The sequence below is a fragment of the Streptococcus oralis genome (genome assembly GCF_026782085.1).
In the GTDB taxonomy this organism is placed as follows: domain Bacteria; phylum Bacillota; class Bacilli; order Lactobacillales; family Streptococcaceae; genus Streptococcus; species Streptococcus oralis_DA.
In genome coordinates, this window is the sequence record NZ_JAKUVW010000001.1 from 1 (window position 1) to 13,614 (window position 13,614).

9 protein-coding genes and 8 tRNA genes are annotated in these 13,614 nt (G+C 44.2%); 15 read left to right on the forward strand and 2 right to left on the reverse strand.

Annotation, left to right across the window (positions count from 1 at the left end):
• The first annotated feature begins 30 nt into the window (after positions 1–30).
• The 15 genes from MK395_RS00005 to MK395_RS00075 all read left to right on the forward strand — a co-directional run bounded on the left by MK395_RS00005 (position 31) and on the right by MK395_RS00075 (position 11,775).
• A tRNA-Asp gene (locus MK395_RS00005) sits at positions 31–103 on the forward strand.
• A 24-nt stretch (positions 104–127) separates the two neighbouring features.
• Positions 128–200 (forward strand) — tRNA-Lys (locus tag MK395_RS00010).
• Positions 201–205: 5 nt separating this feature from the next.
• Positions 206–287 (forward strand) — tRNA-Leu (locus MK395_RS00015).
• A 12-nt stretch (positions 288–299) separates the two neighbouring features.
• Positions 300–372 (forward strand) — tRNA-Thr (locus MK395_RS00020).
• A 27-nt stretch (positions 373–399) separates the two neighbouring features.
• A tRNA-Gly gene (locus MK395_RS00025) sits at positions 400–471 on the forward strand.
• A gap of 7 nt (positions 472–478) precedes the next feature.
• Positions 479–564: transfer RNA gene (locus MK395_RS00030), tRNA-Leu, on the forward strand.
• A gap of 11 nt (positions 565–575) precedes the next feature.
• A tRNA-Arg gene (locus MK395_RS00035) sits at positions 576–649 on the forward strand.
• Positions 650–664: 15 nt separating this feature from the next.
• A tRNA-Pro gene (locus MK395_RS00040) sits at positions 665–738 on the forward strand.
• 175 nt (positions 739–913) lie between these two features.
• Positions 914–5,305 carry a PolC-type DNA polymerase III gene (locus tag MK395_RS00045; protein WP_268711031.1) on the forward strand — a complete coding sequence of 1,464 codons (4,392 nt, stop codon included), beginning with the start codon at positions 914–916 and terminating at the stop codon, positions 5,303–5,305.
• Between the two features lie 19 nt (positions 5,306–5,324).
• A complete protein-coding gene (locus MK395_RS00050) occupies positions 5,325–5,477 on the forward strand; it encodes a hypothetical protein (protein ID WP_000778898.1) in 153 nt (50 codons plus the stop codon).
• Positions 5,478–5,498: 21 nt separating this feature from the next.
• Complete coding sequence (locus MK395_RS00055) at positions 5,499–6,740, forward strand: aminopeptidase (protein WP_254734171.1); 1,242 nt, start codon at positions 5,499–5,501, stop codon at positions 6,738–6,740.
• 9 nt (positions 6,741–6,749) lie between these two features.
• Complete coding sequence (locus tag MK395_RS00060; RefSeq protein WP_000901578.1) at positions 6,750–6,980, forward strand: GlsB/YeaQ/YmgE family stress response membrane protein; 231 nt, start codon at positions 6,750–6,752, stop codon at positions 6,978–6,980.
• Between the two features lie 232 nt (positions 6,981–7,212).
• Positions 7,213–7,935 carry a pseudouridine synthase gene (locus MK395_RS00065; protein ID WP_268711032.1) on the forward strand — a complete coding sequence of 241 codons (723 nt, stop codon included), beginning with the start codon at positions 7,213–7,215 and terminating at the stop codon, positions 7,933–7,935.
• A 111-nt stretch (positions 7,936–8,046) separates the two neighbouring features.
• A complete protein-coding gene (pepC, locus tag MK395_RS00070) occupies positions 8,047–9,381 on the forward strand; it encodes an aminopeptidase C (RefSeq protein ID WP_084877530.1) in 1,335 nt (444 codons plus the stop codon).
• A gap of 165 nt (positions 9,382–9,546) precedes the next feature.
• Positions 9,547–11,775 carry an HAD-IC family P-type ATPase gene (locus tag MK395_RS00075; RefSeq protein WP_268711033.1) on the forward strand — a complete coding sequence of 743 codons (2,229 nt, stop codon included), beginning with the start codon at positions 9,547–9,549 and terminating at the stop codon, positions 11,773–11,775.
• Positions 11,776–11,834: 59 nt separating this feature from the next.
• Here MK395_RS00075 and MK395_RS00080 read toward each other — a convergent pair whose 3' ends face one another.
• The gene (locus tag MK395_RS00080; RefSeq protein WP_000818313.1) at positions 11,835–12,746 is read right to left on the reverse strand and encodes a PTS system mannose/fructose/sorbose family transporter subunit IID; all 912 of its coding nucleotides are present in this window, start codon (positions 12,744–12,746) and stop codon (positions 11,835–11,837) included.
• A 14-nt stretch (positions 12,747–12,760) separates the two neighbouring features.
• Positions 12,761–13,573 carry a PTS mannose/fructose/sorbose transporter subunit IIC gene (locus tag MK395_RS00085; RefSeq protein WP_001280321.1) on the reverse strand — a complete coding sequence of 271 codons (813 nt, stop codon included), beginning with the start codon at positions 13,571–13,573 and terminating at the stop codon, positions 12,761–12,763.
• Positions 13,574–13,614: the final 41 nt, after the last annotated feature.

Here is a 13,614-nt window from a genome sequence, read left to right on the forward strand (position 1 = left end):
GTCAGCGGTTCGATCCCGTTAACTCCCATAGGTCCCGTAGTGTAGCGGTTATCACGTCGCCCTGTCACGGCGAAGATCGCGGGTTCGATTCCCGTCGGGACCGTTTAAGATAACGGAAGTTATTTTAGACTCGTTAGCTCAGTTGGTAGAGCAATTGACTTTTAATCAATGGGTCACTGGTTCGAGCCCAGTACGGGTCATATTTGCGGGTTTGGCGGAATTGGCAGACGCACCAGATTTAGGATCTGGCGCTTAACGGCGTGGGGGTTCAAGTCCCTTAACCCGCATAATAGAAATCAGCCGGCTTAGCTCAGTTGGTAGAGCATCTGATTTGTAATCAGAGGGTCGCGTGTTCAAGTCATGTAGCCGGCATTTTTTTATATAGAATAAGAGGTCGATGCGAACGTAGTTCAGTGGTAGAACACCACCTTGCCAAGGTGGGGGTCGCGGGTTCGAATCCCGTCGTTCGCTTAGAGAGGCCGGGGTGGCGGAACTGGCAGACGCACAGGACTTAAAATCCTGCGATTGGTAACGATCGTACCGGTTCGATTCCGGTCCTCGGCATATAATGATGAGCACCCTTAGCTCAACTGGATAGAGTACCTGACTACGAATCAGGCGGTTAGAGGTTCGACTCCTCTAGGGTGCATTTTTTTATTTAACGCGGGAAGTAGCTCAGCTTGGTAGAGTACTTGGTTTGGGACCAAGGTGTCGCAGGTTCGAATCCTGTCTTCCCGATTGATGGCGAGGATACTTAAAGGTATCTTTTTTTATTTATTAAGGAGATTCTGAGAGTCTTCTTTTTTGTTTACGGAACAAATTTGTGTAAACTAGAAGTGCTTAAGGAATGGTACTAGTCATATATTTTCTTTAATTATGGTAAAATAGTAAGAGAATAATGTGAGGAAAATGAATGTCAAGTAAGTTTGAAATTTTAATGAATCAACTGGGAATCTCTGATCAATTGAGACAGAATCCTACTCTTGTAGATGCAAAAATTGAGCGTGTTGTGGTTCATAAAATTAGTAAGATTTGGGAATTTCATTTTGTATTTTCTAATATTTTACCGATTGAAATTTTTTTAGAGTTAAAGAAAGGGCTTAGTGAAGAATTTTCTAAAACAGGCAATCGAGCTGTTTTCGAAATCAAGGTTCTCTCCCAAGAATTTTCAAATGAACTCTTACAGGCCTACTATAGAGAGGCTTTTTCTGAAGGTCCATGTGCAAGTCAGGGGTTTAAATCTCTTTACCAGAATTTAAACGTTCGGGCGGAGGGAAATCAACTCATTATTGAAGGTTCAGAGGCGATTGATAAGGAGCACTTTAAGAAGAATCATCTTCCTAATTTGGCAAAGCAACTTGAAAAATTTGGTTTCCCGGTCTTTGTTTGCCAGATAGAAAAGAACGATGCACTTACACAAGAACAGGAAGAAGCCTTTCATGTGGAGAATGAACAAATCGTCCAGGCTGCCAACGAAGAAGCTTTACGAGCTATGGAGCAACTGGAACAAATGGCTCCTCCTCCAGTAGAAGAGAAGCCAGCCTTTGATTTTCAGGCTAAAAAGGCTGCGGCCAAGTCTAAACTAGATAAGGCTGAAGTTACCCAGATGATCGACGTGACGACTGAGGAAAATCGCCTGGTCTTTGAAGGGGTCGTTTTTGATGTGGAGCATAAGGTGACCAGAACTGGTCGCGTTTTGATCAACTTTAAAATGACAGACTACACTTCAAGTTTTTCAATGCAAAAATGGGTTAAGAATGAAGAAGAAGCTCAGAAGTTTGACATCATTAAGAAGAATTCTTGGCTCCGAGTTCGTGGGAATGTGGAGATGAATAACTTCACACGTGATTTGACCATGAACGTCCAGGATGTGCAGGAAGTTGTTCACTATGAGCGGAAGGATTTGATGCCAGAAGGTGAGCGTCGGGTTGAGTTTCATGCTCATACCAATATGTCTACCATGGATGCTTTACCAGAGGTTGAAGAAATCGTTGCGACAGCTGCTAAGTGGGGACACAAGGCGGTTGCCATTACGGACCATGGAAATGTTCAATCTTTCCCACACGGCTATAAGGCGGCCAAGAAAGCTGGAATCCAGCTGATCTATGGAATGGAAGCCAATATTGTGGAGGACCGTGTCCCTATCGTTTACAACGAAGTGGAGATGGACTTGTCAGAAGCTACCTATGTGGTTTTTGACGTGGAAACGACGGGGCTTTCAGCCATCTATAATGATTTGATTCAGGTTGCGGCCTCTAAGATGTACAAGGGGAATGTTATTGCCGAATTTGATGAATTTATCAATCCAGGGCATCCATTATCAGCCTTTACTACTGAGTTAACAGGTATTACAGATGATCATGTTAAAAATGCCAAACCACTGGAACAAGTTTTACAAGAATTCCAAGAGTTTTGCAAGGATACAGTTTTAGTTGCTCACAATGCTACCTTTGACGTTGGCTTTATGAATGCCAACTATGAGCGTCATGGTCTGCCTAAGATTAGCCAGGCAGTTATCGATACGCTGGAGTTTGCTAGAAACCTCTATCCTGAGTATAAACGTCATGGTTTGGGACCTTTGACCAAGCGTTTTGGTGTGGCACTTGAACACCACCACATGGCCAACTACGATGCGGAAGCTACTGGTCGTCTGCTCTTCATCTTTATCAAAGAGGTGGCAGAGAAACATGGTGTGACTGATTTAGCTAGACTCAACATTGATTTGATTAGTCCAGACTCTTATAAAAAAGCTCGGATCAAGCATGCGACTATCTATGTCAAGAATCAAGTTGGTTTAAAAAATATTTTTAAGCTGGTTTCTTTATCCAATACCAAGTACTTTGAAGGGGTGCCACGGATTCCGAGAACAGTTCTAGATGCCCATCGGGAGGGCTTGATTTTGGGGTCGGCTTGCTCTGAGGGTGAAGTTTTTGACGCAGTTGTTTCCCAAGGTGTGGATGCGGCGGTTGAGGTGGCCAAGTATTATGACTTTATCGAGGTCATGCCACCGGCTATCTATGCTCCCTTGATTGCTAAAGAGCAGGTCAAGGATATGGAGGAACTCCAGACCATTATCAAAAGTTTGATAGAAGTGGGAGACCGTCTTGGCAAGCCTGTTCTAGCTACGGGAAATGTCCACTATATCGAACCGGAAGAAGAGATTTACCGTGAAATTATCGTACGTAGTTTGGGGCAAGGAGCTATGATTAACCGAACCATCGGTCATGGTGAACATGCCCAACCAGCTCCTCTTCCGAAAGCTCATTTTCGAACGACTAATGAGATGTTGGATGAATTTGCCTTCTTGGGCGAAGATCTAGCACGCAAATTGGTTATTGAAAATACCAATGCCTTGGCAGAAATTTTTGAGCCTGTTGAGGTTGTTAAGGGTGATTTGTATACACCTTTCATCGACAAGGCGGAAGAAACGGTCGCTGAGCTGACCTATAAGAAAGCTTTTGAGATTTATGGCAATCCGCTGCCAGATATCGTTGATTTGCGGATTGAAAAAGAATTGACTTCTATTCTGGGGAATGGATTTGCCGTGATTTATCTAGCATCGCAGATGCTGGTGCAACGTTCCAATGAACGGGGATACTTGGTTGGTTCTCGTGGGTCTGTTGGGTCCAGTTTTGTTGCGACTATGATTGGGATTACGGAGGTTAATCCTCTCTCTCCTCATTATGTTTGTAGTCAGTGTCAGTATAGTGAGTTTATCACGGATGGTTCTTACGGTTCAGGGTTTGATATGCCCAATAAGGATTGTCCAAACTGTGGTCATAAACTTAACAAAAATGGACAGGATATTCCTTTCGAGACCTTCCTTGGTTTTGATGGAGACAAGGTTCCCGATATTGACTTGAACTTCTCGGGAGAAGATCAGCCTAGCGCCCACTTGGATGTACGTGATATCTTTGGTGAGGAATATGCCTTCCGTGCGGGAACGGTTGGTACGGTGGCTGCTAAGACTGCCTATGGATTTGTAAAGGGCTACGAGAGAGACTACGGGAAGTTTTATCGTGATGCTGAGGTGGAACGTCTTGCCCAAGGTGCTGCCGGTGTCAAGCGAACTACAGGACAACACCCAGGAGGAATCGTTGTTATTCCGAACTACATGGATGTCTACGACTTTACGCCTGTTCAGTATCCAGCGGATGACGTGACGGCTGAATGGCAGACGACTCACTTTAACTTCCATGATATCGATGAGAATGTCCTCAAACTCGATGTACTGGGGCATGATGATCCGACCATGATTCGAAAATTGCAGGACTTGTCTGGGATTGACCCTAATGAAATTCCTATGGATGATGAAGGTGTCATGGCCCTCTTTTCTGGGACGGATGTACTTGGGGTGACGCCGGAGCAAATCGGAACGCCGACGGGCATGCTGGGAATCCCAGAGTTTGGAACAAACTTTGTACGTGGGATGGTAGACGAAACGCATCCGACGACTTTTGCGGAATTGCTTCAGCTCTCAGGTCTGTCCCACGGTACCGATGTGTGGTTGGGGAACGCCCAGGATCTGATCAAGCAAGGGATTGCGGATCTATCAACTGTTATCGGTTGTCGGGACGACATCATGGTTTACCTCATGCATGCGGGTCTAGAACCAAAGATGGCCTTTACCATCATGGAGCGGGTACGTAAGGGCTTGTGGTTGAAGATTTCCGAAGAAGAACGAAATGGCTATATCGAAGCCATGAAGGCCAATAAGGTGCCAGAGTGGTATATCGAATCCTGTGGGAAAATTAAGTATATGTTCCCTAAAGCCCATGCTGCAGCCTACGTTATGATGGCCCTTCGCGTAGCCTACTTCAAGGTTCACCATCCCATTTATTACTACTGCGCTTACTTCTCTATCCGCGCCAAGGCTTTTGATATCAAGACCATGGGGGCAGGTTTAGATGCTATCAAGCGTAGAATGGTAGAAATCGCTGAAAAACGGAAGAACAACGAAGCCTCTAATGTGGAGATTGACCTCTATACCACTCTTGAGATTGTCAATGAAATGTGGGAACGTGGCTTTAAGTTTGGCAAGTTAGACCTCTACCGTAGTGATGCGACCGAATTCATTATCGATGGAGACACCCTCATCCCACCATTTGTCGCTATGGATGGTCTTGGAGAGAACGTTGCCAAGCAACTGGTACGAGCGCGTGAAGAGGGCGAATTCCTCTCTAAAACAGAACTCCGCAAACGTGGTGGTCTTTCCTCAACCTTGGTTGAAAAGATGGATGAAATGGGTATTCTCGGCAATATGCCAGAGGATAACCAGCTGAGTTTGTTTGATGAGTTTTTCTAAAATATAGAAAGAGGTTTTTATGAAACTTACCATTTCCGCTCAGGATAAGCCAGCGCAAAAGGTGTTTGATTACCAGCTGGATCTTGACCCTGATACGATTTTGAAAATGACCGCTTTGATTTGTGGTACTGTGGCAGCAGTTAGCCTGCTGTCCTTGTTTAAAGAGAAATAACAAAAGAAAAGGAAGAATAGAATGGTTTTACCAAATTTTAAAGAAAATCTAGAAAAATATGCGAAATTGTTGGTTGCGAATGGAATTAACGTGCAACCTGGTCACACTTTGGCTCTTTCTATCGATGTGGAGCAACGTGAATTGGCGCATCTAATCGTGAAAGAAGCCTATGCCTTGGGTGCGCATGAGGTTATCGTTCAGTGGACCGATGATATCATCAACCGTGAGAAATTCCTCCATGCACCAATGGAGCGTTTGGACAATGTGCCAGAATACAAGATTGCTGAGATGGACTATCTCTTGGAAAACAAGGCTAGTCGTCTCGGTGTCCGCTCTTCTGATCCAGGTGCCTTGAACGGTGTGGACGCTGACAAGCTTTCAGCTTCTGCAAAAGCGATGGGACTCGCTATGAAGCCGATGCGCATCGCAACTCAATCCAACAAGGTTAGCTGGACTGTAGCAGCTGCAGCAGGGCTTGAGTGGGCTAAGAAAGTCTTTCCAAATGCTGCGAGCGATGAAGAAGCAGTCGATCTCCTTTGGGACCAAATCTTCAAAACTTGTCGTGTCTATGAAGAAGATCCAGTTAAGGCTTGGGAAGAACATGCAGCCATTCTTAAGAGTAAGGCAGAAATGCTTAATAAAGAGCAATTTTCAGCCCTTCACTACACAGCGCCAGGGACAGATTTGACACTTGGCTTGCCTAAGAATCACGTTTGGGAATCAGCTGGTGCTATCAATGCACAGGGAGAAGGATTCTTGCCAAATATGCCGACAGAAGAAGTCTTTACGGCTCCTGACTTCCGTCGTGCAGAGGGCTATGTAACCTCTACAAAACCACTTAGCTACAACGGAAATATCATCGAAGGCATTAAAGTAACTTTCAAGGATGGTCAAATCGTAGACATTACTGCTGAAAAGGGTGATCAGGTCATGAAGGACCTTGTCTTTGAAAATGCGGGTGCGCGTGCCTTAGGTGAATGTGCCTTGGTACCAGATCCGAGCCCAATTTCTCAGTCAGGCATTACCTTCTTTAACACCCTTTTTGATGAGAATGCTTCAAACCACTTGGCTATCGGTGCAGCCTATGCGACTAGTGTTGTTGGTGGTGCAGAGATGAGCGAAGAAGAGCTTGAAGCTGCTGGACTTAACCGTTCAGATGTTCACGTGGATTTTATGATTGGTTCGAATCAAATGGATATCGATGGTATCCGTGAGGATGGAACACGCGTACCACTCTTCCGTAATGGAGACTGGGCTATTTAAGGAGAAACTATGCTTGGAAGTATGTTTGTTGGTCTCCTAGTGGGACTCTTGGCAGGTGCTTTGACCAATCGTGGAGAGAGCATGGGATGCTTTGGGAAAATGTTTCTCGGCTGGATTGGTGCTTCTTTGGGGCACCTGCTCTTTGGAACTTGGGGTCCAAACCTAGCGGGGATAGCTATTGTTCCAGCTGTTTTAGGTGCTATGGTTGTCTTAGCTATTTTCTGGAGACGAGGAAGTTAATTTCTTAAATCTGATACTCAATGAAAATCAAAGAGCAAACTAGGAAACTAGCCGCAGGCCGCTCAAAGCACTGCTTTGCGGTTGTAGATAGAACTGACGAAGTCAGCTCAAAACACTGTTTTGAGGTTGCAGATGGACGTTGACGCGGTTTGAAGAGATTTTTGAAGAGTATGAAAAGAAAAGGAGGTTGGTCATTGTACTAGCCTCCTTTTGAGTATGATATAATAGTTCTATGAGATTAGATAAATTTTTAGTTGCCTGCGCTGTAGGGAGTCGAACTGAGGTCAAAAACTTGCTCAAGGCTGGGCGCGTGACGGTAAATGGTAAAAAAGAAAAGTTAGCAAAACTGCAGATTGATGAAGAAAGAGATGAGATTCGCTTTGATGGCCAAGTGCTGGAGTATGAAGAGTTTGTCTACTACATGATGAACAAGCCCCAAGGAGTTATTTCAGCGACTGAAGATTCCAAGCATAGAACGGTTCTAGACTTGCTGGATGATATTGCTCGGAGCAAGGAAGTTTTCCCAGTAGGACGCTTGGATATCGATACGAATGGACTCCTGCTTCTGACCAATGATGGTCAGCTGGCCCATGCTTTGCTTTCACCTAAACGTCATGTGGATAAGACTTATCTAGCTCAGGTTAAGGGAATTATGACTCAAGCAGACGTAGAGACATTTGCTAAGGGAATTCCGCTCAAGGACTTTACCTGCCAGCCAGCTAAGCTGGAGATTGTACCAGTAGATCCAGAAAAAAATCAAAGTCTGGTTCGTGTGACCATTGCTGAAGGGAAGTTTCATCAAGTCAAACGAATGGTAGCATACTGTGGTAAGGAAGTGGTGGATCTGCAACGTTTGACGATGGGAACGTTAGCCTTGGATGAGAACTTAGAACGAGGAGAATGGCGTCGCTTGACCAAGGAGGAGTTAGAAGTGCTCTTTGCAAGTATTGCTTAATTTGCTTTATATTAGAAAAAGGTGAGGGAGAATGTCCTTGCTTTTTTCGTTTTTCAGTTGCTTCCTTTGTGAAAAGAGTTATAATAGACAGTAGAATAAAAGGAGGAATCTATGAACGCGATTCAAGAATCATTTACAGATAGACTATTTGCCAACTATGAAGCAAATGTCAAATACCAAGCGATTGAAAATGCTGTCAGCCATAACGGAATTTTTGCAGCCCTAGAACGTCGCCAAAGCCATGTAAACAATACACCTGTTTTCTCATTGGATTTGACCAAGGACAAGGTTACTAACCAGAAAGCCTCTGGTCGTTGCTGGATGTTTGCAGCTCTCAACACCTTCCGCCACAAACTCATCTCTCAATACAAACTGGAAAACTTTGAGTTGTCACAAGCCCACACATTCTTCTGGGACAAGTACGAGAAATCCAACTGGTTCTTGGAGCAAGTCATTGCGACTGCAGACCAAGAATTGACGAGCCGCAAGGTTAGCTTTCTACTCCAAACACCTCAACAAGACGGTGGTCAGTGGGATATGGTAGTGTCCCTCTTTGAGAAATACGGTGTCGTGCCCAAGTCTGTTTACCCTGAGTCTATCTCATCTAGCAGCAGCCGTGAGCTCAATGCCATCCTTAACAAATTGCTTCGCCAAGATGCTCAAATCTTGCGTGACTTGCTCGCTTCTGGTGCAGACCAAGCGACTGTTCAAGCTAAGAAAGAAGACCTCTTGCAAGAAATCTTTAACTTCCTTGCTATGTCACTAGGTCTTCCACCACGTAAATTTGACTTTGCTTATCGCGATAAGGATGATAACTACCAAAGCGAAAAGGGTATCACACCACAAGAGTTTTACAGGAAATATGTCAATCTTCCTCTAGAAGACTACGTTTCTGTTATCAATGCTCCAACTGCTGACAAGCCTTACGGCAAATCTTACACAGTTGAGATGTTAGGAAATGTGGTTGGTAGCCGTGCAGTTCGCTACATCAACGTTCCAATGGAACGCTTGAAAGAATTGGCGATTGCCCAAATGCAAACAGGAGAAACTGTTTGGTTTGGTTCAGATGTCGGCCAACTTAGCAACCGCAAAGCTGGAATCCTTGCGACAGATGTTTATGACTTTGAATCAAGCATGGATATTCAACTCACTCAAGACAAGGCTGGACGTTTGGACTACAGCGAAAGCTTGATGACCCACGCCATGGTCTTGACAGGTGTGGATTTGGATGAAAATGGCAAGTCAACCAAGTGGAAGGTTGAAAACTCATGGGGAGACAAGGTCGGTACAGATGGTTACTTCGTTGCCTCAGATGCTTGGATGGATGAATACACTTACCAAATCGTTGTCCGTAAAGAATTACTAACAGCAGAAGAACGAGCTGCTTATGAAGCAGAACCAATCGTACTTGCACCATGGGATCCAATGGGTGCCTTGGCAGAATAAAGTATAAAGAAAAGAGGTTAGGGAAATCCTAGCTTCTTTTTTAAGTCCTTCTTGAAGTGGCGATAGATGATGCTTGCCAAGGGAGTTCTTCCTATTTTGAGTCTTTAAGTGACAGAGAAAAAGATATGTGTTACTATAGTAGTACAAAAGGATATCGGAGTAGAAATGAAGTATTTAAGCAGTCAAGACATCAAGAATCGTCAACGAAACATCAGCGATATTAAACCCTATAAAACAACCAAGGAAATCGTCGTTTCAAATATCTTTACCTTCTTTAATGCCATGAACTTGGCTCTGGCAGTTCTGGTAGCCACAACCTTGCGATTTGAAAATATGCTCTTTTTAGGTGTGATTGCTATCAATACAGCCATTGGGATTTTCCAAGAAGTGCGTTCAAAAAATGCTCTAGAAAAGCTAAGTTTGCTTGGTAAAAGTAAGTACAGAGTCAACCGAGATGGCCAAACGATTGAGATTGATCCAGAGGACATCGTTCTAGGCGAGTACCTGCATCTCAATCTGGGAGATCAGGTGCCTGTCGATGCAGAAGTCCTTGAAGGGAATATTGAAGTTGATGAGTCCTTGCTGACGGGTGAAAGTGATTCGGTCTTTAAAACAGTTGGTGACAAGCTGATGAGTGGAAGCAATGTCGTCAGCGGTACTTGTCTGGTCACGGCGACAGCTGTGGGTCCCGATAGTTATATCAACAAGCTCGCAAAATCCAGCAAGGAATTCAAAAAATACCCTTCTCAACTGCGCGATTATATGGATAAGATTTTAAAAATCGTTTCTATCTTGCTGGTGCCAGTTGCCATTCTGCTCTATGTCAGAGGTTTTAGTCTAGGACGGACTTATGTTGAAATCGTCTTGGGAAGTTCAGGTGCCTTGGTCGGCATGATTCCAGAGGGCTTGATTCTCCTAGTTAGTGTGTCCCTAGCAGTAGCAGCCATGAAGCTGGCTAAAAAGAAGGTTCTAGTGCAGGAACTATACTGTGTGGAAACTTTGGCGCGAGTAGATGTTCTTTGTTTTGATAAGACAGGTACCATCACGACTGGTAATATGAAGGTCCAAGAAATGAATGCTAATGTGGCAGAGAAACTATCTTCTTATCTGGCTTATTTCGAGGATGAAAATGCAACTTCCCGAGCTCTGAAGACTTACTTAACCTGTGAGAAAAAGTGGGAAGTTCAAGAAGTTGGTGCCTTTTCAAGTAAAAACAAGTATTCCTTTGTCCAAGTAAAAGACAGTGGGACCTATTTCTTCGGAGCCTATGAATTTCTAGGCTTTACCCAGCCGATGGATGCCTACTATGAGCATCTGAAGCAGCAAGGTTTTCGAATCTTAACACTCGCTCATAGCAAGGACCAGATTACTAGTCCAGCTAATATGGAACTACTAGGCCACGTCGTTTTGTCAGATGAGATTAAGGACAATACCAAGGAAACCTTTGACTATTTCGAATCTCAAGGTGTTGAAGTGAAGATTATCAGTGGTGATAATCATGTGGCTGTATATGGGGTGGCTCGTAAGGCAGGTTTTAAGGAAGAAGCGCGGGCTATTGATATGACCAAGGTGAGCGATGATGACTTTGAAAGAGTGGTCTTGGAACACGAAATATTTGGACGTGTGACACCTGAACAGAAGCAAAAGATGGTATCTATTTTGCAAAATGCTGGTAAAACAGTTGCCATGAGTGGTGATGGAGTCAATGATGTTCTGGCTCTCAAGAAAGCAGATATTAGTTTTGCCATGAAGGGGGCTACGAGTGCAGCCAAAAGTGTATCCAATATTGTTTTTCTCACAGATGACTTTGCAGTATTTTATGATATCTTGATGGAAGGACGCCGGGTCATTAACAACATCCAAAAGGTAGCCTCTCTTTTTCTAACAAAGACCTTCTTCTCCATCGTTTTTGCCATTTTGAGTGTGGTATTTGGTTTGGAATTTGCCTTTATCCCCATTCAGTTTACAATCATTTCAGCCATTACGATTGGGATTCCATCCTTCTTCCTGACTTTTGAGTCCAATAAAGAAAAGGTTAGCACTCACTTTATGAGAGATATCCTAACCAACGCGGCGATTGGTGGTGGCGTTCTGGTTGCTAGTGTTCTTTTGACCAATTTCTTTATCACTGTCCCAGGTCAGGTCAAATTTATTTGCTTCCTCCTTGCCCTGATCAATGGTCTGTGTCTAGTTGCCAAGGTCAGCTTGCCTTTTAATCAATACAAGATGCTTTTGCTCACGTTTTTGAGCCTTGCAGCCCTTGTTGGTGTACTTGCCAATACTTTTATCCTACAGGGAGCTTTTGTGCCTTTAGAAGCCAAACAGCTACTCTATGTTGCCATACTAGCAGTGGTGATTGGGTGCTTTCATTATCTTACTAGGAGAAAAAGTTGATACATAAAAAGAATCAGGTTTAATCCTGATTCTTTTTTGTTTATATATTCTCACCGAGATTACATGATACCGAAGAAACGAGCTGCGATACCAACTGCAAAGAGGGCAAGGATGATTGTGATTGGAGATACTTTTTTCTTAAGCAACCACATGCAAAGGAAAGTAAGGAGAAGTCCCATCAATCCTGGAATCAATGAGTCCAACTGACCTTGAAGCGTTTGTGGTTGAACTCTATCTAGGCTCATACCACTAAGCGCTTGACCAAGAATGCCCTTCAACTCAGCTCCTGTAACAGGACCTTCTGGGAAGTTGATGTAGGCACCTTCTGACAATTGTTTGCCTGGAAGGTTGATAGTGAAGTTGATGGATACCCAACGTTGTACAAGAACGGCAAGGATGAACATACCAAGGATAGAAGCACCTTTAGTGATGTCTTTCAAGATACCACCAGACATGTCTTTAGTGATCTCAGATCCAGCTTTGTAACCGAACTCTTGTGTATACCATAGGAAGGCCATACGGATAGCATTCCATCCAAAGAAGAAGAGAAGGGGACCAACAATGTTACCAGATGCAGCAAGTGATGCACCAAGGGCTCCAAGGATAGGACGAACTGTAAACCAGAATACTGGGTCACCGATACCAGCAAGAGGTCCCATCATACCGATCTTAACCCCTTGGATAGCCGCGTCGTCGATTTCAACACCGTTAGCGCGCTCTTCTTCAAGTGCAAGAGTAACCCCCATGATTGGAGCAGCTACGTATGGGTGAGTGTTGAAGAACTCAAGGTGACGCTCAAGAGCAGCCGCTTGGTCTTCTTTTTTAGTGTACAATTTTTTGATAGCTGGGATTAAAGAGTAAGCCCAACCCAAGTTTTGCATACGTTCATAGTTCCAAGAACCTTGAAGGAATTGTGAACGCCACCAAACTTTTTGACGATCTGATTTTGATAATTGAATTTTTTCAGCCATGATTGATCCCCTTTCTAGTAGTCTTCTAGGATATCACCGATTGGGTCGTTAGAAGTCGCAGCTCCGCCGCCACCGTTTCCACCTTGTTTTGTAAGGTTAAGGTAGATGAAGGCAAGGGCAACACCGATGACACCAAGGGCAATCAAAGTCAATTGAGAGATTGCTGCAAGAGCAAAACCGATAGCGAAGAATGGCCATACTTCACGAGTTGCCATCATGTTGATAACCATAGCGTAACCAACGGCAACGACCATAGCACCACCGACAGCCATACCACCGTTCAACCAGTCTGGCATCAATTTAAGAGCATCTTGAACGGCAGAAGCTGGGATAGCGATAAGGAAGGCAGCAGGGATTGCAATACGAAGACCTTGAAGAAGAAGTGCAACAAAGTGAGCACGTTCAACAGCCGCAATATTTCCTTCTTTAGCAGCAGCGTCAGCAGTGTGAACCAAGGCAACTGAGATTGTACGAACAATCATAGTCAAGAAAAGTCCAGCTACGGCAAGAGGGATAGCTGTTGCTGTTGCAACGGCGATACCTTCAGTAGTAAAGTTACCACCTTTGATCAAGATGATTGCTGCCGCAACAGACGCAAGAGCAGCGTCAGGAGCTACGGCAGCTCCGATGTTTGCCCAACCAAGGGCGATCATTTGAAGAGATCCACCAAGCATAACACCTGCTTCGAGGTTACCAGTTGCAAGTCCGATAAGGGTACATGCAACGATTGGTTGATGGAATTGGAATTGGTCGAGGATACCTTCAAGACCTGCAAGGAAGGCAACAACTACAACCAAGATAGCAGAAATGATTGAAATATCTGACATGGTTTTATTCCTTTTCTATTTAGTTTTAATAAAGTATTTAA

Bases quoted from the DNA above. Each gene is read 5' to 3' on its own strand.
- MK395_RS00045 (WP_268711031.1), top strand. From the start codon at position 914: ATGTCAAGTAAGTTTGAAATTTTAATGAATCAACTGGGAATCTCTGAT.
- MK395_RS00050 (WP_000778898.1), top strand. From the start codon at position 5,325: ATGAAACTTACCATTTCCGCTCAGGATAAGCCAGCGCAAAAGGTGTTT.
- MK395_RS00055 (WP_254734171.1), top strand. From the start codon at position 5,499: ATGGTTTTACCAAATTTTAAAGAAAATCTAGAAAAATATGCGAAATTG.
- MK395_RS00060 (WP_000901578.1), top strand. From the start codon at position 6,750: ATGCTTGGAAGTATGTTTGTTGGTCTCCTAGTGGGACTCTTGGCAGGT.
- MK395_RS00065 (WP_268711032.1), top strand. From the start codon at position 7,213: ATGAGATTAGATAAATTTTTAGTTGCCTGCGCTGTAGGGAGTCGAACT.
- pepC (WP_084877530.1), top strand. From the start codon at position 8,047: ATGAACGCGATTCAAGAATCATTTACAGATAGACTATTTGCCAACTAT.
- MK395_RS00075 (WP_268711033.1), top strand. From the start codon at position 9,547: ATGAAGTATTTAAGCAGTCAAGACATCAAGAATCGTCAACGAAACATC.
- MK395_RS00080 (WP_000818313.1), bottom strand. From the start codon at position 12,746: ATGGCTGAAAAAATTCAATTATCAAAATCAGATCGTCAAAAAGTTTGG.
- MK395_RS00085 (WP_001280321.1), bottom strand. From the start codon at position 13,573: ATGTCAGATATTTCAATCATTTCTGCTATCTTGGTTGTAGTTGTTGCC.